Below are 20519 nucleotides of genomic sequence, written 5' to 3'. Positions count from 1 at the left end.
CCGCCCGGCCCGACGGCACCGGATGAGCCGACCCGGCGACGGCAACGCCCGCGCACCCTTGCGCGCACGGGCGTTGCCCAGGAGGCTTGGGATATGGATTCGCTCATCATGTCCGCCCGCGACCTCGATTTCCTGCTCTACGAGTGGCTCGACGTCACCGGGCTGACCGAGCGCGAGCGCTATCGGGAGCACAGCCGCGAAACCTTCGATCAGGTGCTCGCGCTGAGCCGGGAACTGGCCGAGAAGTATTTCGCCCCGCACAACCGCCAGGGCGATCTGCACGAGCCGACCTTCGACGGCGACAAGGTGCACATCATTCCGGAGGTGGCGACCGCGCTGTCGGCCTTCGCCGAAGCCGGATTCGTCGGGGCCGCGATGGACGAGCGAGTGGGCGGTATGCAGTTGCCGCACACCGTCTTCACCGCGTGCATGGCGTGGTTCTACGCCGCCAACGTGGCGACCGCGAGCTATGCGCTGCTGACCATCGGCAATGCCAATCTCCTGGCCGCACATGCCGATTCGGATCAGCTCGACCGGTTCGTGCGGCCGATGCTGACCGGCCGCTACTTCGGCACGATGGCGCTGTCGGAACCGCAGGCCGGTTCCTCGCTGGCCGACATCACCACCAAGGCCGTGCCGCAGGACGACGGCACGTACCGGCTGTTCGGCCGCAAGATGTGGATCTCCGGCGGAGACCACGACCTGTCGGAGAACATCGTGCATCTGGTCCTGGCGCGCATTCCCGGATCGGATGCCGGAACGCGCGGTATCTCGCTGTTCATCGTGCCGAAATACCTTCCCGCCGAGGACGGTTCGCTCGGCGAGCGCAACGATGTGGTGCTGGCCGGGATCAACCACAAGATGGGCTGGCGCGGCACGGTGAACACGGCGCCGGTCTTCGGCGACGGCGCGTTCACCCCCGGCGGCGCGCCGGGCGCGGTCGGTTACCTGGTGGGTGAGCCGAATCGCGGACTGACCTACATGTTCCACATGATGAACGAGGCGCGCCTCGGCGTGGGCCTCGCCGCCACCGCGCTGGGATACACCGGTTTCCTCAAGGCGCTCGACTATGCCCGCAATCGGCCGCAGGGCCGCCCGGTGACCGCGAAGGGCGGTGCGAGCGCGCAGGTCCCGATCGCACAACATCCGGATGTGCGCCGAATGCTGCTGGCGCAGAAGGCGTATGCCGAAGGCGCGCTCGGCCTGCAGTTGTACTGCGCCACGCTGATCGATCGTCAGCGCAGCGCCGTGGACGCCGCGGAAGCGCAGCGCGTCGCCCTCCTGCTGCGGGTGCTGACCCCGATCGCCAAGAGCTGGCCGAGCCAGTGGTGTCTGGCCGCCAACGACCTCGCCATCCAGGTGCACGGCGGCGCCGGCTACACCCGCGACTACGACGTCGAACAGCATTACCGCGACAACCGCCTGAATCCGATTCACGAAGGCACACACGGCATTCAAAGTCTGGACCTGCTCGGCCGGGCGGTGGTCGCGGACGGCGGGGCGGCGCTGACACTGCTGCTCGACACCATGGGGGAAACGGTCGACCGCGCTCGCGCGACGGGCGACGGCGAACTCGGCGATTTCGCCGATGCGCTGGCCGCGGCCGCGGGACGCATCGCGACCACCACCGCGACGGTGTGGCGCGACGCCGATCCGGAAGCGGCACTGGCGAATTCGTCGGCCTACCTGGAGGCGTTCGGACATGTGGTGCTGGCCTGGATCTGGCTGGAACAGGCGGTGGCCGCCGCCGGCGGATCCGAGGACTTCCACCGCGGTAAGCGGGCCGCCGCACGGTACTTCTTCCACTGGGAATTGCCCCGCACCGCACCGCTTTTCGATCTGCTCGACGCGATGGATCGCACCACGACCGACCTCGATGACGCCTGGCTCTAGCACAGCGGGCCGGACCCACCCACCCCTCCTGGCGATATTCGGCCATCGAGCGGCCCACTAATCTGGCCGGGTGGAGACGCACCCGGTGGAGATGGGCTGGCAGCAGCTGGCGCAGCAGTGCCTCGTCGACGAGGACGAGGCGATCATCGCGCTGAACAAGCCGGCCGGTATCGCCGTGACCGGGGAACGCCACGACACCGACCTGGTCGAGTTGGCCGCGGCCGAGGGAATCACCCTCTACCCGGTGCACCGCATCGACAAGGTCACCTCCGGTCTCGTGCTGTTCGCCAAGGACTTGACCGCCCACGGCGGTCTGACCAGGCAATTCACCAAGCGCACGGCCGACAAGCGGTATCTGGTCGTCACCGCCGCCACCGATCTGCCCGATACCGGCGTCATCGACCTGCCGTTGAGCGTCGGACGCAAGAACCGGGTCCGGATCGCGGCGCCCCGCGACACCATCCGGCGCGAGGGGCAACTGTGGACGGTCGACGAGGGCGATCTGCTGGCCGGTAAGAACTATCCGTCCCGGACCGAGTTCACCACCGTGGCGCGGACCGATCGGCACACGATCCTGCTGGCTCGGCCGGTCACCGGGCGGCGGCATCAGATCCGCGTCCATCTGGCGTGGATCGGCTATCCGATCGCCGGTGATCCGCTGTTCGACAAGTCGGGTGAGTATGCGCGCACGCATCTGCATTCGCTGTCGTTGCGGGTGGAGGCGCCCTGGCGCGCGGACTCCGAACTCGCGCTGACCGCTACGCCGGGTGCGGATTTCTTCTCGACGGGGTCGCAACCGATCCTCGAGAATCCGGCCGACCTGCTCGAACAGATCATCGCGGAATAGCCGTTCGCTATAAAAGGTGGCCTCCGTCACGCAGACGGCACGCTGAGGACCTTCTACTCTGGACAAGTGCCGTATCGGCACGCATGCGGCCGAAGCGATCACACCCGGGGGCCGATTCCACACGGGCTCGCACAGGTCGTTCCCGGCGACGGGCGCAACGGTGCGATCCCACGAGAAAGCGGACGCCATGATTCTGTTGGCACAGCTCAGCGATACTCACTTCGATCTGGATCCGCGCAACGCCGAACGAGTCGCCGCCGTCCTCGGCTACCTCGACCGATTACCGCGCCGGCCCGACGCCATCCTCGTCACCGGCGACCTCACCGAATCCGGCACCCTCGCCCAGTACGAGCAGGCCCGCAAATCGCTGACCACCGACATCCCGCTGTACGTACTGCCCGGCAACCACGACGACCGCGCGAATCTGCGACAGACGCTGCTCGACGGCCCCGCCGAGGACGGGCCGATCAACCAGGCCGTCGAGATCGGCGAGCTCACCGTGGCGCTGCTCGATTCCACGATTCCCGGCGCGGGCGGCGGCGCGCTGGGCGAACGCACCTACGCATGGCTGGACCGGTTGCTGGCCGCCACGCCCGCGGACGCCTCCGTGCTGGTGGCGATGCATCACCCCCCGGTGCCGATGTACTCGACGGTGGTCGATCCGATCCGGCTCGCCGATCCGGAACGGCTGGAACGTACCATCGCCGGTGACGCGCGAATTCTCGGCGTGCTCACCGGCCATATGCACGCGATGGGCACGACGCTGTTCGGCGGGCGGCAGCTGGTGGTGGCGCCCAGCGTGGCCTCGGCCATCGGCGGGGCATGGGAGGTCGAGGAGCCCGGCGACGTTCCGATCGACTACGCGCCGGACCCGTCCGTGGTGCTGCACGCCGTCGCGGATCGGCGGCTGACCTCGATCGTTCGCACCGTACCGATGGGCGGGCGGATCCGCGTACAACCGCGCTGAGCACGGTTCGCGGAACGGGGTTCGGAGCCGGCGGCACGCGCCTACAGTGGAGATACTGTTCTCGATTCGAGGAGCGCGCGCATGCCCGCTACCAAGCCGTCGGTCGTCATCGTCGGAGCCGGGTTCGGGGGACTCGGTGTGGCAATCGAGCTGCAGCGCAACGGTTTCGACGACATCACGCTGCTGGAACGGGCCGGCGACCTGGGTGGGGTGTGGCGGGAGAACACCTATCCGGGCGCCGCCTGCGACGTGCCCTCCCCGCTGTACTCGTTCTCCTACGAACCGAAACCGGATTGGCCGCATCGCTACTCCGGTCAGACCGAAATCCTGGGCTACCTGCACACGGTGGCGACGAAACACCGGCTGCTCGAGCGGATCCGCTTCGGCGCCGACGTCACCGAGGCGAGTTTCGACGAACACACCGGGCGCTGGACGATCCGTACCGCAGACGGCGAGATCCGCTCCGCGGACGTGCTGATCTGCGCGGTCGGGCAGCTGTCGCGCCCCCGGATGCCCGATATCGCGGGCATCGAGACGTTCACCGGACCGTCGTTCCATTCCGCGCAGTGGGAACACGACGTCGACCTCACCGGGAAGCGGGTCGCGGTGATCGGAACCGGCGCCAGCGCAATCCAATTCGTGCCCGCCATCGCCCCCGAGGTGGAACGTCTGACGCTGTTCCAGCGGACCGCTGCCTGGGTGGTGCGGCGCACCGACCGCGAGTATCGGCCGATCCACCACGCACTGTTCCAACATGTTCCCGGGCTGCGACTGGCCCAACGCCTGTGGATCTGGTGCTTCCTGGAGTTCTTCGCTCTCGGCCTGGCCGCGATTCCGCCGATCCGGCGCATCGCCACCTGGCTGGGGACGCGCGCCCTTCGCCACGACGTGCCCGATCCGGACCTGCGCGCGAAGCTGACACCCGACTACCCGGTGCTGTGCAAGCGGGTGCTGTTCTCCAACGAGTACTACCCGGCGCTGGTGCGGCCGAATGTGGACGTCGTCACCGAGCCCATCGCCGAGGTGGTGCCCGAGGGCGTGCGCACCGCCGACGGGACCATATATCCGGCCGATGTGATCGTCTACGGTACCGGCTTCAAGGGCAGCGAATTCCTCTGGCCGATCCGGATTTTCGGACGCGACGGTGCGGACCTGGAGAAGGTGTGGGCCGAGGGGGCCCGGGCCTATCTCGGGATGACGGTGCCGGGATTCCCGAATCTGTTCCTCATGTACGGCCCCAACACCAATCTGGGCATCGGCTCGATCATCTACATGATCGAATGCCAGGCCCGCTACATCCGGCAGGCCGTGGGCTATCTGAGCGAACATCCGGGATCCTGTCTCGAGGTGAAGCCCGAGACCGCGGCCGCCTTCGACGCGCACACCCAGCGCCGGTTGCTGCGCACGCCGTGGACCGCGTGCTCGAGCTGGTATCGCAATGCCGCCGGGCGGATCACCAACAACTGGCCCGGCACCGTCACCGCGTACCGCGTGCGCACCCGGTCGCTGAACCCGGACGACTACGTGCTGCGCGCACCGGAGCCCGTCCGCACGTGATGACCAGCGCGAGCGGTCCGCGCGAGCCCTTCGCGCCGGCGAGGGCCGTCCCGCAGTCGGCCGGTGCTGGCAGACTTGAGCCGTGACCGCGCCTCCCTCCGCCGGCGCCGAGCCGCGAATCGCTCACGGCCCGCTGCGCCCCGTCGAACTCGCCACCGCGGCGGTCCTCGGTGGGGTGACCGTCGGGCTGGTGACCATCGGCTCGGTGGTGCCCTACGCGGCGGCCCTCAATCTGGTCGCCGCGGTGCCGATGGGTCTGCTGGCGCAGCGCTACCGGCTGCGCGCCATCCTGGGTGCGACCGTCGCCGCGACCCTGGTGAGTTTCGTCGCCGCCGGTCTGGTGCCGGCGGCCACCGTGGTGAGCGCGGCGACGATCGGCGGCATCATCGGCACCGTCAAACGGCGGCGACTCGGACTGATCACGGTCTTGTTCCTGTCCTCCCTGGCCGGCTTGATCTGGGCGGCGTTCTCGGTCGGCATGCTCTTCCTGTTCGCCGCCTCGCGCCGGCTGGTCTTCGACAACGTGCGCAATATCGCCCAGGGCATCGATCACATGCTCTCCCGGCAGCAACAACTCGAATCGCTGGGCAACGGTGTCGTCTCGGTGACCGACGGAGTGCTGGCCTGGTGGTGGCTCTACATCGGCGGCGGCGTGTTCCTCGGCGTGGTCTTCACGGCGGTGTTCTCCTGGTTCGTCCTCGGCTCGGTCCTGGATCGCCTCGAGTGGTTGCCGGGGCGGGATCGGCTGGAAGCGCCGGCCGATACGCGGGCGGTCGCGCCGGTGCCGGTGCGGTTGCGCGGCGTGTCCTTCCGCTATCCGGGGGCGCGTGCCGATGCGCTGACCGAAATCGACCTCAGCGTCGAGATCGGCGAATTCGTCGCCGTCGTCGGCCACAACGGATCCGGTAAATCCACGCTCACCCGCCTGTTGGCCGGACTTCCGCCTACCGCCGGCACGGTCGAACGTCCCGGTTCGGCGGGGCTCGGCGTGATCGGCGGCACCGCACTGGTGCTGCAGCGGCCCGAGAGCCAGACACTCGGAGTCCTGGTCGCCGACGACGTGGTGTGGGGCCTGCCCCCCGAGGCCGCGCGGGCCGTCGACGTGGAGGCGCTGCTGTGCGAGGTCGGACTGAGCGGGCTCGGCGGAGCGGAGACCGCGACCCTGTCCGGCGGCCAGCAACAGCGCCTGGCGGTGGCGGCCGCCCTGGCACGTGATCCCGCACTGCTCGTGGCCGACGAGGCCACCTCGATGATCGATCCGGACGGCCGGCGCGAACTGGTCGCGCTGCTGGCCGGATTGCCCGCCCGGCACCGGATGGCCGTCGTCCTGGTCACCCACCACGAGGCCGACGCGGCGGCCGCCGACCGGGTCATCCATCTCTCCGGTGGCCGCCAGGTCGAGCATCTGCCGGTCTGGCCGCGCCCGGCGCGCAATCTGCGGCGCTGCCCGATCGGCGAACCGCTGCTCGAACTGCGCGATGTGCGCCACACCTACAATCGCGGTACGCCGTGGGCGGCGACCGCGTTGCGCGGGGTGAATCTGACCGTCCACCGCGGCGAGACGCTGCTCGTGGTCGGCGGCAACGGGTCGGGGAAATCCACCCTGGCCTGGATCATGGCCGGGCTCGTCGTGCCGACCACCGGCAGTTGCCGGCTGTGCGACTACACCGGCTCCCGGCCCGTGCACAAGCGCATCGGCGCGGTCGAGCTGGCCTTCCAGCATTCCCGGCTGCAATTGCAGCGCCAGACCGTCGGCGCCGAGATCGAGGACTGGGGCGGGCACGGCACCGGCTCCGGCGCGGTGGGCCGCGCGCTCGACGCGGTCGGGCTGGACCGGGCGATGGCCTCGCGCTCGATCGAGGAATTGTCGGGCGGTCAGGCCAAGCGCGTGGTCCTCGCCGCGATCGTCGCCAGCCGTCCGCAGGTCGTGGTGCTCGACGAACCCCTGGCCGGACTCGATCCGCAGGGTCGCGCGGAAGTCGTGGAACTGCTCGCCCGGCTGCGTGATTCGGGACTGACGCTGATCGTCATCTCGCACGACGTGGCCGATATGGAGAGCGTCTGCGACCGCACCGTCCACCTGCAATCCGGTCTGATTCTGGAAAGCCTGCCCGCCGTCGCGGCCGCCGCCGACAGCCCGTCCGATACCGCCGGCGCTCCGGCGGCCTCTCCGGGACCGGCCGAACCGGTGGTAGGTACGCCCGCCGACGGCGACGGACGCGGGGAAGCCGGGATCGCGGGCACGCGATCCGAACCCGTTCAGGCGGGCACGGACGGCGCGCGCCCCGAACCGGACCCAACTCGGCTCCGGAAGCGCCACAGCCGGGGCCGGCACGGCGACGCCCTCGGAGGTGCGCGATGAGTATGGTGCTGCTGCGCGAAGTTCCGGTCGAGAGCCCGATCCATCGGCTCTGGGCCGGAACCAAGATGATCGTCGCCTTCTTCATCAGCCTCCTGCTGATGTTGCAGCCCACATGGCCGGTACTCGGTGTGGTGGTCGCCTTCCTGATCGTGATCGGACTGGCCGCCAGGCTGCCGCTGGGCACGCTGCCACGGCTGCCGTGGTGGTTCTGGGCGCTGATCGTGCTCGGCGGACTGATCACCATCCCCACCGGCGGAACCGCCGTCCTGCGGTATGTCCAGGTGACCCTGTTCGGGCTGATCTTGCTGACCACCTCGTTCCTGATCGCGTGGACCACCCCGATGAGCGAGATCGCCCCCGCCCTCGCCAAACTCGGTGCGCCGCTGCGGGTGCTGCGGATTCCGGTGGACGAGTGGGCGGTCGTGGTGGCCTTGACCTTGCGCGGACTGCCGCTGCTGATGGACGAGATCCGGGTGTTGCGCGCCGCCCGCCGGCTACGTCCCAAGGACGGTTCCATGGCGCGCGGAGCCGCGAATCCGCTCGTGGACATTCTCACCGCGGCCATGGCCGTCGCCACCCGCCGGGCCGGCGAATTGGGTGAGGCCATCACGGCACGCGGCGGGACGGGCGAATTGACCGCCCATCCGGCCGGACCCCACCGCGCCGACTACCTCGCCCTGATCGTGTCGGTGCTGGTGTGCGGAGGCGCGGCGGCCATCGGCGTGTTGCTGTAACTCGCCGAGGCAAATAGTCAGCAATCTGACGCAGCGGCGGGCAAACGTGTTCGCTTTGCGAAAAACCAAGTCAGCGGATCGAATTCGCTCCACTTTACGACCGAGTGAAGGTACGGTTACTTCAGTGAGTTAGCCGGACCACGGCTCCACGCGCAGGGGTTGAAATACGTCGGGGGTATTGGGTTCTCAGCGCGCGTCGTTTTCGGCTGCCGAATGTCTTCCTGATGGAGATTGGAACCGGAATGTTTCTGCGCAAGTTCGCCGCCGTTGCCCTTCCGGCAGTGGTGGCCGTTGCCCTCGGGGCAGGTACCGTCCATGCCGATACCGGCGCACCCACGGTGCGCTACGAAACCCATCTGACGGGCAACACCGTCGAAACCACTCTCGACGGCGGCTTTTTCCGCGTCGACGCGGGCGGACGCACCGTCGACGTCACCGACGCCGACGGCCGGACACTCGTCACGCTGCCGCTGTCCTTCCGGCAGGACGGCCTGGAGTACCCCATGCCCCATCAGGTGCGCGACGACGCCCGGGTCCTGGATCTGACCGTCGTGAAGGACGCCGCGGCGGCCCGGCCGGTTCCGGTGACGCCGGTGGCGTCGCCCCGGGAGAATCAGAATGCGATGAACGCCTTCGCCACCCAGTTCGGGCTCGCGACGGCGATCGGCAGCTTCGTCGGAACGGCCGCCGGCGCGGTCATCGGCGGTGTGATCGGGGCGGCCGTCGCCGCGCCCACCGGCCCGGGCATCATCGCCGGATTCATCACCGGCGCAACGGTGGGAGCCATCATCGGCACGATCGTGGTCGGCGGCCCCGCATTGATCATCGCGGGTGTCGACCTGGTCAGCACGCTGGCCGCCCCCGCCGGCACGACCAAGTGGAACGACACCACCACGTACTGAGGTCGCGGCGGCGCTCGTACGATCCCTGCCCGGCGGCCGCGACCCACCCGGTCGCGGCCGTCGAGTCCTGGTCCCCGAGTGCCACATTGCCGCAGCGTGCGGCGCCCGCTACTTCGCCTCCGGTACCCACGCCGGGTGCCACAGCCGCCCGGATTCGGTCCAGTTCATATACCGCACCGTGCCGGATATCTTCGGCGTCGCCCAGACGGCATCCTTGCGTTCGTCGGCGGTCAGCTCGTTGGCGAAAGGACTGGTCTTGCGGCGCAGCGGGCGCAGCCGCGCGGTCAGCTCCGACATCTCGTGATCGCTGAAACCGGTGCCCACGCGACCTATGTAATACAGCTCGCCTTCGTGGCGCACACCCACCAGCAGAGAGGCGAATTCTCTTGCGGCACTGCGCCGCCAGCCGCCGATGATCACCTCCTGGGTGCGCCAGTTGCGGGTCTTGACCCACGACTGGCCGCGCTTGCCGGGCAGATAGACCGAATCCTTGCGTTTGGCGACGACTCCCTCGAGACGATGCTCGCGGCTGTATTCCAGGGCGTCCGCACCCGTACCGTCCAGACGCGGCGGAACCAGCAACGCGGGCACGCCCTCGGCCAGCGCCTCCAGCACCTGCCGCCGATCCGCGTAGCGCTTGCGCAGCAGCGAGGTGCCGTCCAGATACAGCACATCGAAGGCGACCAAGTCCGCCTGCGCCGGATCCGCCTGCAGCAGAGCCAGATTCGATGCCCCCTCGGCGTCGGAGACGACCGCCTCACCGTCCAGCACGATCCGATGCCCCCGCAGTTGCCGCCCCAGCTCGGCGATCCGCGGATAGCGGCCGGTGACGGTATTGCCCGCGCGGCTGCGGATCACCACGCCGTTCTCGTCTATTTCGACGATGACCCGGAACCCGTCCCATTTGGTCTCGAAGACCCAGTCTCCGGCCCCGAGTTTCGCCACATCCCCGGAGGTCGCCAGCATCGGTGACAGCCCGCGCGGAAACTCGGCCCCCGACCGCGCGGCGGAATCACCGCCCGCGGCATCGGTTTCGGAACCGCCGCGCCCGCGTTCGGCGGCGCCGTCCGGCAGGGCGCCGCGCTGCCCGTCGGTCGAACCGCCCTGTCCCGCATCCTCTTCCGGCTCGGCGGCCTGTGATTTCATCAGGTGCATCAACCACTGCTTGCCGTCGGTGCGGATGAAGGCGTAGCGGCCGTTGAGACGCTCGCCGTGAAACTGGACGATCACCTCGTCCGTGCGCCACTTCTCGGTGTCGTAGGTGCCGGTATCCCAGATCGTCATCTGCCCGGCCCCGTATTCGCCACTCGGGATGGTGCCGTGGAAATGCAGATATTCCAGGGGGTGGTCCTCGGTGTGCACGGCCAGCCGGTTCTGCGACGGCGAGGTCGGCGGTCCCTTCGGCACCGCCCACGACACCAGCACACCGTCGCGTTCGAGCCGCACGTCCCAGTGCAGTCGCCGGGCGTGATGTTCCTGCACCACGAAGCGATCACCGGCGCCGGGGTCGGGCGGGCCGGGCGGAACCGGTTCGGGGGTGCGGGCGGGGTCGCGCATGGATCGGTAGGTCTGCAGCGGATCCGGCGCACCGGGACTGCCCAGGGGCGGATCCAGGCCAGCCAGCAGATCCCCGTCGGTGCGCCAGCGTTCGAGCACCTCGTCGAAACGCAACTGCCGCAGATGGTGTCGATCGGCGATTTCGTCCCAGCTGCGCGGCGCCGCCACCGTCGGCTGCTCGCGCCCGCGCATCGAATACGGCGCGATGGTGGTCTTCGCCGGATTGTTCTGGCTCCAGTCCAGAAAGATCTTGCCCGGTCGCACGGCCTTCGCCATCGTCGCCGTGACCAGTGCCGGATGCAACTTCTCCAGGCCGGTCGCCAGCTGTTTGGCGACCGTCGAGGCGCCGCCGGGACTCAGTACCCGATCCAGTGGCACGTAGATGTGAATACCCTTACTACCGCTGGTGACCGGATAGGCGTCGAGACCGGCGTCGCGCACGGTATCGCGAATCCACAACGCCACCGATGCGCAATCGGCCAGTTCCACTCCGGGCCCGGGATCGAGGTCGAAGACGATGCGGGTGGCCGGGCCGCGCGAGCCGTCGACGAAGCGCCATTGCGGGACATGGATTTCCAACGACGCCTGCTGTCCGAGCCAGGCCAGACCGGCCACCGAATCGATGACCGGATAGTTCACCCGGCGATCGGAATGTTCCATCGGCCGCCGCTCGATCCATTTCGGTGCGTGCGCGGCCAGATTCTTCTCGAAGAACGAGGATTCGCCCACCCCATTGGGCCAGCGCTTACGCGTCACCGGACGATCGGCGATATGCGGCAGCAGAGCCGGTGCGATGGCGGTGTAATAGTCGATCACCTCACCCTTGGTGGTGCCCGTCGCCGGGTACAGCACCTTGTCGAGGTTGGTCAGACCGACCTCGATACCCCCGAACTCGCGGCGCGCCGCCATAGTCGCAGTGTAAAGCGAGAACGGGCACCACCGGAGGAGGGAACCTCCAGGCGGTGCCCGTTGTCGATCGGCGAGTGAGCCCGGGCGAACCGGGCATCCCGCCGCGCCCCTCAGCCCTCCGGCGGTTGCGGCGCCTGCGGCGGTGTGGCAGGCGGAGTCTGCGGCGGCGTGGCGGGCGGCTCGGGCGCCGGCGGCGGGGTGTTGCCGCCCTGCGGGGTGATGTTCTTCTTGATGGCCTCGGTGCCCTTGTCGATGTGATCGGAGTACTTGCCCCCGGTCTTCTCGTTGACGAAGCCACCGGCCTTGTCGAGCGCTCCGTGCACCTTGTCCGCGTTCTGCGAGGCCGCGTCGCGGCCCTTACTCACCAGCCCCTTGAGCGTATCCATCAAACTCATGAAGCCCACTCCTTCACTCGTCGACTGCGTTGCTAGCGCACATCCTCCCACCAGGAGACCTGCGGTGATGCCGCATCGGCATCGATCCGCCCGCCGGGAAGCGGCACCACTACCCGGGTACCCGCCGCACGCGCCGCTGCAACAAGTCTCCGGACCGGTTCCGACCAGCCGTGGAAGGCCAGGTTGAACGTGGCCCAGTGAATCGGCACCAACATGCCGTATTCGGCGTCTCCGACGCATACGTCGGCGTGGGCGCGCACCGCCTCCTCGGGATTCATGTGCACATCCGGCCAATGCACGTCGTAGGCGCCGATCGGCAGCAGGGTCAGATCGAACGGACCGTAGGTCGCGCCGATTTCGGCGAACGCCTTCGTGTATCCGGTGTCGCCGCCGAAATATGCCCGTCGGCGCGGGCCCGCGAAGACCCACGACGCCCACAGCGTGGTGTTGCGGGTGAAGCCGCGCCCGGAGAAATGCCGCGCCTCGGTACAGGTGACGGTGAGCTCACCGCGCCCCGGACGGGCGATGGATGTGGAGGTGTTCCAATCCAATTCGATGATGCGCGCCTCCGGCACCTGCCATTTGCGCAGATGCGCGCCGATCCCGATCGGCACCACGAACGGCGCGTCCTGACCGGCCACCAGCGCGCGCACGGTCTCACGGTCCAGATGGTCGTAGTGATCGTGCGAGATGACCACCGCGTCCACCGCGGGCAGTGACGACAGCGGCGCCGGCACCGGATGCAGCCGGGCCGGGCCGACCAGTGGCGACGGCGAGACCCGCTCGCTCCACACCGGGTCGGTGAGGATGCGGTAGCCGTCGACCTCGACCAGCGCGGTGGCGTGGCCGAACCAGGTCACCGCCAGCTCGGCCGCCTGCTCGGGGTGTTCGGCGCTGGCCAGCGGGATCTGCGCCGGTGGCCGCCCCACATCGCGACGGGTCAGAGCCGACAGCAGCAGGGACGCACCCGAGCCGGGCGTGATCTGGCTGCTGGGTTCGGTGTTGTGGAACTGGCGGTCGCGGTAGCTCGCCGACCGCGTCGCCAGCGGCGCGATGGCGGCAGCGGATGCCCCCATTTCCGCGGGAATCCGCCACGCCGCCCGTGCCACCCAGCGCAATCCGACCAGCCCGGCCGCGGCCAGCGCCGCTCGGCGGGCGGCCGCGACGATCTCGGTGCCGGCCATCAGCGGCCCACGAACTTCGCCGCGCGTTTCTGTTCCCGCGCCAGCCGCGCCTCCTCGGCGTCGGCGCTGCGCCAGGCGGCCTCCAGGGCCGCGCGCTGCTCGGGAGTGTCCTCGCCGCGGGTGCCGTCGTCGTTGAACACCAGCTTGAGGTGACGCAGCGAGAGCGGGGCGAGCTGGGCGATCGACTTCGCCCATTCCTGCGCGTCGGCCAGGGTGCCGAGGCGGTTGGCGAAGCCGAAAGTGTATGCGTCGGAGGCGGATACGCTCTCGGCGCCCATCAGCACGGTCCGCGCCGGGCCGCCGCCGATCAGCGAGACCAACCGGCGCACCGTCCAGCGATCCACGGAGATGCCCAGTTTCGCGGCCGGAATGGCGATATAGGAATCCGGGCTCATCACCCGCAGGTCGGAGGCCAACGCCAGCTGCACACCGGCGCCGAGCGCGCCGCCGTTGATGGCGGAGATCACCGGCACCGGCACCGTTTCGATGGCCTGCAACAGACCGAGCAGTCCGTCGAGGAAATCCGACGAGTAGACGCCGGACAGATCGGCGCCGGCACTGAAAATCGGCCCCTGACCGGTCAGCACGATCACCCGCGCGTCGGCCGCCGCGGACGTGACGGCCTCGCGCAACGCTGCCACCAACTCGTCGTTGAGGGCGTTGCGGCGCTGCGGGCGCTGCAATTCGATGGTGACCACATCACCATCCCGGCTCACTGCGAGCATCTGACCTCTCCCCATTCGCGCGGTTTCTCCTCCGGGGGCGCACCTCACCGCACCCGCCGGTCGGTATCGACTCCACTGTATGCGCCGGACAGTTGCCGCAACGCACCCGACGCGTACTGTGACGGCGGTGACCGCACCCGATTTCGAGATTGTGGTGATCGGCGCCGGCCAGGCCGGACTGTCGGTCGGCTATCACCTGCGGCGGCTCGGATTGACCCCCGGCGTCGATTTCGTCATCGTCGACCACTCCCCCGGGCCCGGTGGCGCATGGCAATTCCGCTGGCCGTCACTGACTTTGAGCACGGTGAATCGCGTACACGACCTGCCGGGGATGTCGTTCACCGAAACCCTGCCGGCCGGTTCGGATTCCGTTTCCGCCGCCACCGCGGTGCCGCACTATTTCGAGCTGTACGAAAAGCGGTTCGACCTGCGGGTTCGGCGGCCGGTCTCGGTGCGGGTGGTGTGCGACCGAGCCGGCACCGCAACATGTCCGGGGGCTTTGGTGGACGGACTGTTGCACGTCGAGACCGCGATCGGCGAAAACCTCACGGCCGCACAGGGTTCCGTTACCGAGCCGGATACGGCCACCGATTCGCGGCGATCGACGGATGCGCTGACCGAGTTACCGGGCGCCACCGGCGAGACCCTTCGTGTGCGCGGCGTGATCAACGCGACCGGCACTTGGGAAAAACCGTTCATTCCGTACTATCCGGGCGCGGAAACCTTCGCCGGGCGCCAGTTGCACGCCCACGACTACCGCAAGGCGGCGGAGTTCGCCGGGAAGCACGTCGTGGTGGTCGGCGCGGGGATCTCGGCGGTCCAGCTGCTCGACGAGATCTCCCAGGTCACGAGCACGACATGGGTGTCGCGGACGGAGCCGCGCTGGCGGGAGGGGCCGTTCGGGCCCGATGAGGGCCGCCGGGCGGTCGCGATGGTCGAGGACCGCGTGCGACGTGGGCTGCCGCCGCGGTCGGTGGTGTCGGTGACCGGACTGCCGGTCGACGACCGGATTCGCGCCGCCCGCGCGCGCGGCGCGCTGACCTGGCATCCGATGTTCGCCCGCATCGAACCGGCGGGCGTGCGCTGGGCCGACGGCAGCTTCCGGGCCGCCGATGTGATCCTCTGGGCCACCGGTTTCCGCAGCGCGCTCGACCACTTGGCCCCGCTGCGGCTGCGCGGGCCCGGCGGCGGCATCACGATGACGGGCCGTCTCGCGACGCAGGTGGCCGCCGACCCGCGTATCCACCTGATCGGTTACGGGCCGTCGGCCAGCACCATCGGCGCAAACCGGGCGGGACGCGCCGCGGCGGTCGAACTCACGCGCTATCTGGCGCTGCCCTGAGTGCCGCAGCGCCTCAGTCGAGCCCCATCGTGAACGTGTCGGGGTCGGGGCCGACGCGGCTGCCGGTATCGAGCGCGTTGAGGGTGGTCATCTGCTCGGCGTCGAGTTCGAAGGTGAACACGTCGAAGTTCTCCCGGATGCGCTCGGGATTCACCGACTTCGGAATGACGATATTGCCCAGCTGCAGATGCCACCGGATCAGGACCTGGGCCGGCGTGCGGCCGACCTGTTCGGCGACCGCGGCCACGGTGGGATCCTTCAGTTCCGCGCCCTGGCCGAGCGGACTCCAGGCCTCGGTGGCGATGCCGTGTTCCGCGTGGAAGGCACGCAGCGTGTTCTGCGCGAGCGCCGGATGCAATTCGACCTGATTCACGGCCGGCACTTCACCGGTCTCACCGATCAGTCGCCGCAGCTGTTCCGGCTGGAAGTTCGAGACACCGATCGAACCGATGCGACCCTGCGTTTTCAGTGACTGGAAGGCGCGGAATGTGTCGACGTAGCGGTCCGCGCTCGGCACCGGCCAGTGGATCAGATACAGATCGAGGTACTCGAACCCCAGCCGCTCCATACTCGCTTCGAACGCGCGCAGGGTGGAGTCGTAGCCCTGGTCGGCATTCCACAGTTTGGTGGTGATGAAGACCTCGTCGCGCGCCAGCCCCGATTCGGCGATCGCCCGCCCCACCTCGGCCTCGTTTCCGTACGCCGCCGCGGTGTCGATGCTGCGGTACCCCGCCTCGAGCGCGGCGGTCACTGTGTCGAAGGTCTGTTCCTCCGGCACCTGGAAGACCCCGAAGCCCAGCCTCGGAATCAGATGGCCGTCGTTGAGAATCACCGACGGTACTGTGCTGCTCTCGCTGCGAAAGGTCACCGTTCCGACCGTAGAAGCGGTTTGCCGAGCCGTCAACGACGCGCACCTGCGTGTTCGGGACATATGCCCCTGGCAGGCAGAACACCGAAGCTCGGCGTTCGTCGCTGCGTGGTGTCCGTGGCCGCAGGCTGTGGTCCGGCAGGCGTACGCGGCACTCGGATCGGTGACGCGATCGCTTCGGTCGGCACCGGCGTGGGCGTCGCGCTCCTTACGGCAGGGTGACGGTTCGTCGTCAGCCGGGAACTCCCAAGCGGCGGTAGCGGTTCTGCCGCCGGGCGCGGAGGGCGGCGGCGGGCTGCGTGCGGAGGGCGGCGACTTCCTCGGCGATCGCGGCGACCATGCGCCGGGAGAAATCGATGGGTTCCCGGGCAGCGTCGGGATGTTCTGCGACGATGCGGTCGACGACGCCGTCGGCGAGGAGGTCCGCGGCCCGGACCCGTTGGTCGGCAGCGAGTTCCGCGGCGTGTTCGGTGTCGCGGAAGACGATGGCGCTGGCGCCTTCCGGCGGAAGTGGGGCCAGCCAGCCATGCGTGGCGGCGAGGACACGGTCGGCGGGAAGCAGCGCAAGTGCGCCGCCGCCGGTGCCCTGCCCCAGCAGAACCGAGACGGTCGGCGTGCCCAGGGTGGCCAGATCGGCCAGGCAGCGGGCTATTTCGGGGGCCAAGCCGCGTTCCTCGGCCTCCTGTGACAGTGCCGCACCAGCGGTATCGATGACCATGACCAGCGGAATACGAAGTTCGGCGGCCAGGTGCATACTGCGGCGCGCCTCGCGCAATGCCGCCGGCCCCATGGTGTTCTCACCGGTCTGACCGGCCCGGTCGTGACCGAAGATCACGCACGGCTCGCCGCGCAGGCGGGCGAGGGCGTGGACGACGGTGCGGTCGGATTCGCCCTGCCCCGTACCGCTCAACGGCACCCGATCGGTCGCCTGCCGCAACAGCTCACGAATGCCGGGACGCCGCGGATCACGGGAGATCAGCACCGACTCCCACGCCGGTGTGTCCGCTCCCTCAGCGCCCGGCGAACCCACTCGCTCCACACCCGGCGCACCCGCTCGCCCGACACCGGACACATCGGCCCGCCCCACATCTGGTGCATCCGCTCGGTCGACAGGCGGCGCATCCACAGCGGTCTGCCCGGTACTCGAATCATCTTGTGGCGCTGAGGCATCCCGCTCGGCGGGTTCTCCGGCCGCACCGCCGGCGACGCCGCCGTCACCGGGCGGGACTCCCGGCAAATCCTGCACGGGCGAAGCGAAATGTAGCGAATCCGCCTGTCCCGCAACGAGAACCGCGACATTCAACACGCGGTGCGCGATCCGGCGGAAGAACCGGACCGGCACCACCCCGTCGATGACCCCGTTGCGATACAAATTCTCCGCGGTCTGCACGCCCTCGGGGAACGGCCGGTCGTAGAGCGCTTCGTACACTCGCGGGCCCAGGAATCCGATCAGCGCCCCGGGTTCGGCGAAGGTTATGTGCCCCAGCGAACCCCAGGAGGCGAACACCCCGCCCATCGTGGGATTGCGCAGGTACACCAGATAGAGGTGGCCGGCCGATTTGTGTGCGGCCACCGCGCCCGCGATCTTCACCATCTGCACGAAGGCCACCGTGCCCTCCTGCATGCGGGTTCCACCCGAGGTGGGCGAGGCGAGCAGGGGCAGACCCGACGCGGTGGCGCGTTCGACGGCGGTGACGATCCGCTCGGCGGCCGCCACGCCGATCGATCCGGCGAGAAAACCGAATTCACACGCGATCACCGCGACGCGCCGCCCGCGCAACCGTCCCTCACCGGTCAGCACCGATTCGTCGGTACCGCTGCGCTCGGCCGCGGCGGTCAGTTCCGCGCGATAGGCCGGCGCGGCGGCGACCTCGATCGGTTCTCGATCCCAGCTGCGATATGAACCGGGATCGAGCACACCGTCGAAAAACTCACGCGCCGAGATCTTCACGTCCCGAGCGTAACCGCGCCGGACCGGGCGATCGGCGGTCGTGGTACCACCGCGCGCCGACGCGGCCGCGTCGTGCGGCCGGTCGCCGGCGTATCAGTAACCCTGAACCACTTTGCGCAGCGCGTACTCGGTGACCGAGACCAGCGCCTGCTTCACGGGCTCGCGGCGGCGCGCGTCGATCGACATGATCGGCACGTCCGCCGGGACGGCCAGCGCCTGGCGGATGTCCTCCAGGGGATACCGCGGTGCGTCGTCGAACTCGTTGATGGCCACCAGGAACGGCAGCCCACGAGCCTCGAAGTAGTCGACGGCGGCGAAGGAATCCTCGAGCCGTCTGGTGTCGATCAGCACTACCGCCCCGATGGCGCCGCGAATCAGGTCGTCCCACATGAACCAGAAGCGGTACTGGCCGGGTGTGCCGAACAGATAAAGCACCAAATCGTCGGCGAGGCTGATCCTGCCGAAGTCCATGGCCACCGTGGTGGTGGCCTTCGTCGGCACGGCGGCCAGGCTGTCGACGCCCACACTGGCGTTGGTCACCAAAGCCTCGGTGCGCAGCGGAACAATCTCCGATACAGCACCGACCAAGGTCGTCTTACCCACACCGAAGCCACCGGCCACCACGATCTTCGCGGAGGTCGGCTTGGCGTTGCGGGTATCGACCTGGGCCGTCGAATCAAATACGCCGGAGTCCACTGAGAACCCTTTCGATCAGCTCGCGACGTTCATCGTCGCTCGAATCGTCTTTCAAAGTCGCCGAAACTCGAACATGTCCCGCCTCGATGAGGTCGGCGACGAGCACTCGAGCCACCCCGATCGGAATACCCAGTCGGGCAGCAAGTTCCGCAACAGATGGCGATTCTCTGCACAACTCCACGATTGACGTCTCGATGTTGGTCAGTTCGAACTGCCGCTCTAGGGCGACCGGATGCGATGCGACGAGCGCCTCCAATGCCAACTCCACCGTCGGTCGCGTACGGCCGGCGGTCAGCGAGTACGGACGGACGAGGCTGGGCTCGGCGCTCCCCACGTGCTGGTTGTCTATGTCCATCCCACCATCAGGAACCCATCGTGACGCGAGGTGTGGCCTGGACTGTCTGGCCCACCCGCTCGACCAGCAGAGCCATCTCGTAGCCCACCTGGCCGATATCGCAGGACGTGTTCGTCAGCACGGCCAGATAGGACCCGTCACCGACTGCCATGAGCAGTAGGTAACCGTGTTCCATCTCGACCACGGACTGCAGTACCGTGCCGCCTTCGAACAGGTTCGAAACGCCGACAGAGAGGCTGGCCAAACCTGCGGTCACGGCGGACAGCTGTTCGGCACGGTCGACGGGCAATTGAGCGCTCGCGGCCATCAACAGGCCGTCCGCCGAAACCAGCACGGCATGAGCGACGCCCGGAACCTCGTTGGCGAAGTTCGAAACCAGCCAATCCAGCTGACGGTTCGTACCACCTAGATCGGGGTTCATCGGTCTCCTTTATCTCCGGTTAGGTTCATTGCTCCCATTGCGCGGCCATCCCGGACGCCCTGCTGGTGACGACTCAGACTTGACCTGATCGACTCTGGGTCGCGGCTCGGCGTCCGATCGGCCCGCCCGGTGACACCACCGGGAACCAGCCGATTACCGGGATCGCGCTGCGGCAATCCGGCCGCCGTCCGCTTCTCCGACGAGGTTTCCACTGCCCGCCGGGCAGCCTGCCAGCCTTCGTCACCTGGGGATTCGAAGGAGGCGGCGACTTGGGACCGGTCCGGGTTGGGGTCCGCGAGCCACGCCGACATCATCTCGGCGAAGATCGGACTCCCCCCTTCCGACGGGCCGGCGTCGGCTGCGGGCTGCAGCCGAGTTTGGAAGAACGATGCCGTCTTCTGCGGATTCGACCGGTAACTGTGACGGCCGCGTTCGCGGCCCTCGCCGGATTCCGCATTCGCGTCCGCGGCGGAGCTGTCCCGCTGCGGCGCATGACGTCCGGGCAGGCTCAGCCCCGGGGTGGGTTCCGGCCGCGGCGGCAGACCGGCGCCCGGTTGCCGCTGCGGCAGACCGCCCGCGGCCGGGGCACGCTGCGGCAGACCCTCATTCGACTCTCGTTGCGGCAGACCACTTCCGGCGTCACGCTGTGGGAGTCCGCCGATGCCCTCGCGCTGTGGCAGTCCACCACCGGCACCGCGCTGCGGCAGACCGCTGCCCGAATCCCGTTGCGGGAGGCCGATTCCGGCGTCCCGCTGCGGCAGACCGTTACCGGCATCGCGCTGCAGACCGGTGGGTGCACCCTCGCGCGACGGCGCGCCGTTGGAACCCGGGGTCCGCTGCGGCAGGCCGCCGCC

Annotated in this window: 17 protein-coding genes and 1 pseudogene; 8 read left to right on the top strand and 10 right to left on the bottom strand. The window is 68.8% G+C overall.

From position 1 onward, the window contains the following. The first annotated feature begins 93 nt into the window (after positions 1-93). The 7 genes from AC5592_RS31575 (at position 94) to AC5592_RS31545 (ending at position 9262) form a co-directional block, all read left to right on the top strand. Positions 94-1893 (top strand): acyl-CoA dehydrogenase, encoded by a 1800-nt coding sequence (locus AC5592_RS31575; protein ID WP_036498057.1) that lies wholly within the window; start codon positions 94-96, stop codon positions 1891-1893. A 70-nt stretch (positions 1894-1963) separates the two neighbouring features. Further along, positions 1964-2740, top strand: coding sequence for an RluA family pseudouridine synthase (locus AC5592_RS31570; RefSeq protein WP_232329641.1), 777 nt, complete (start codon positions 1964-1966; stop codon positions 2738-2740). Between the two features lie 187 nt (positions 2741-2927). Next, a complete protein-coding gene (locus AC5592_RS31565) occupies positions 2928-3707 on the top strand; it encodes a metallophosphoesterase (RefSeq protein WP_063066302.1) in 780 nt (259 codons plus the stop codon). A gap of 81 nt (positions 3708-3788) precedes the next feature. Next, positions 3789-5264, top strand: a complete 1476-nt coding sequence (locus AC5592_RS31560; RefSeq protein WP_063066284.1) for a flavin-containing monooxygenase — start codon at positions 3789-3791, stop codon at positions 5262-5264. 82 nt (positions 5265-5346) lie between these two features. Continuing rightward, positions 5347-7626, top strand: coding sequence for an ATP-binding cassette domain-containing protein (locus tag AC5592_RS31555; protein ID WP_084507475.1), 2280 nt, complete (start codon positions 5347-5349; stop codon positions 7624-7626). Then, entirely contained in the window at positions 7623-8360 is a 738-nt protein-coding gene (locus AC5592_RS31550) for an energy-coupling factor transporter transmembrane component T family protein (RefSeq protein ID WP_036498053.1), read from the top strand. Before AC5592_RS31555 ends, AC5592_RS31550 begins: the two co-directional genes overlap by 4 nt. 224 nt (positions 8361-8584) lie before the next feature. Continuing rightward, positions 8585-9262, top strand: coding sequence for a DUF8020 domain-containing protein (locus AC5592_RS31545; protein WP_232329640.1), 678 nt, complete (start codon positions 8585-8587; stop codon positions 9260-9262). Between the two features lie 108 nt (positions 9263-9370). Here AC5592_RS31545 and AC5592_RS31540 read toward each other — a convergent pair whose 3' ends face one another. From AC5592_RS31540 to AC5592_RS31525, 4 genes are all read right to left on the bottom strand, one after another. Then, entirely contained in the window at positions 9371-11728 is a 2358-nt protein-coding gene (locus AC5592_RS31540) for an ATP-dependent DNA ligase (protein WP_063066283.1), read from the bottom strand. Between the two features lie 110 nt (positions 11729-11838). Continuing rightward, positions 11839-12123 carry an antitoxin gene (locus tag AC5592_RS31535; RefSeq protein ID WP_036498082.1) on the bottom strand — a complete coding sequence of 95 codons (285 nt, stop codon included), beginning with the start codon at positions 12121-12123 and terminating at the stop codon, positions 11839-11841. 32 nt (positions 12124-12155) lie between these two features. Then, entirely contained in the window at positions 12156-13307 is a 1152-nt protein-coding gene (locus AC5592_RS31530; RefSeq protein WP_036498049.1) for an MBL fold metallo-hydrolase, read from the bottom strand. Further along, entirely contained in the window at positions 13307-14032 is a 726-nt protein-coding gene (locus tag AC5592_RS31525) for an enoyl-CoA hydratase (protein ID WP_063066282.1), read from the bottom strand. The genes AC5592_RS31530 and AC5592_RS31525 overlap by 1 nt, the downstream gene beginning before the upstream one ends. Before the next feature lie 79 nt (positions 14033-14111). Here AC5592_RS31525 and AC5592_RS31520 point away from each other — a divergent pair, with 79 nt between their 5' ends. Next, positions 14112-15374 (top strand): NAD(P)-binding domain-containing protein, encoded by a 1263-nt coding sequence (locus tag AC5592_RS31520; protein ID WP_063066281.1) that lies wholly within the window; start codon positions 14112-14114, stop codon positions 15372-15374. A 13-nt stretch (positions 15375-15387) separates the two neighbouring features. Here the strand turns inward: AC5592_RS31520 and AC5592_RS31515 are convergent, their stop codons facing one another. From AC5592_RS31515 to AC5592_RS31490, 6 genes and pseudogenes are all read right to left on the bottom strand, one after another. Beyond that, entirely contained in the window at positions 15388-16242 is an 855-nt protein-coding gene (locus AC5592_RS31515; protein WP_036498039.1) for an aldo/keto reductase, read from the bottom strand. A gap of 232 nt (positions 16243-16474) precedes the next feature. Then, positions 16475-18193: a carboxyl transferase domain-containing protein gene (locus tag AC5592_RS31510; RefSeq protein ID WP_036498033.1), complete on the bottom strand. Its 1719-nt coding sequence runs from the start codon at positions 18191-18193 to the stop codon at positions 16475-16477. A gap of 93 nt (positions 18194-18286) precedes the next feature. Next, positions 18287-18889, bottom strand: a complete 603-nt coding sequence (locus AC5592_RS31505; protein WP_174372252.1) for a GTP-binding protein — start codon at positions 18887-18889, stop codon at positions 18287-18289. Beyond that, positions 18870-19244 carry a DUF742 domain-containing protein gene (locus AC5592_RS31500; protein ID WP_025347064.1) on the bottom strand — a complete coding sequence of 125 codons (375 nt, stop codon included), beginning with the start codon at positions 19242-19244 and terminating at the stop codon, positions 18870-18872. The genes AC5592_RS31505 and AC5592_RS31500 overlap by 20 nt, the downstream gene beginning before the upstream one ends. Positions 19245-19251: 7 nt before the next feature. After that, a complete protein-coding gene (locus AC5592_RS31495) occupies positions 19252-19665 on the bottom strand; it encodes a roadblock/LC7 domain-containing protein (RefSeq protein WP_011207200.1) in 414 nt (137 codons plus the stop codon). Beyond that, positions 19662-20519: pseudogene (locus AC5592_RS31490) on the bottom strand (sensor histidine kinase); the annotation flags it as partial. The gene AC5592_RS31495 and the pseudogene AC5592_RS31490, both read right to left, overlap by 4 nt.

Origin of the sequence: Nocardia violaceofusca NBRC 14427 (assembly GCF_963869435.1) — a bacterium.
Classification (GTDB): domain Bacteria; phylum Actinomycetota; class Actinomycetes; order Mycobacteriales; family Mycobacteriaceae; genus Nocardia; species Nocardia aobensis.
The sequence above is the reverse complement of the archived record's forward strand: the minus strand, read 5'-3'. Positions and strand labels throughout refer to the sequence as shown.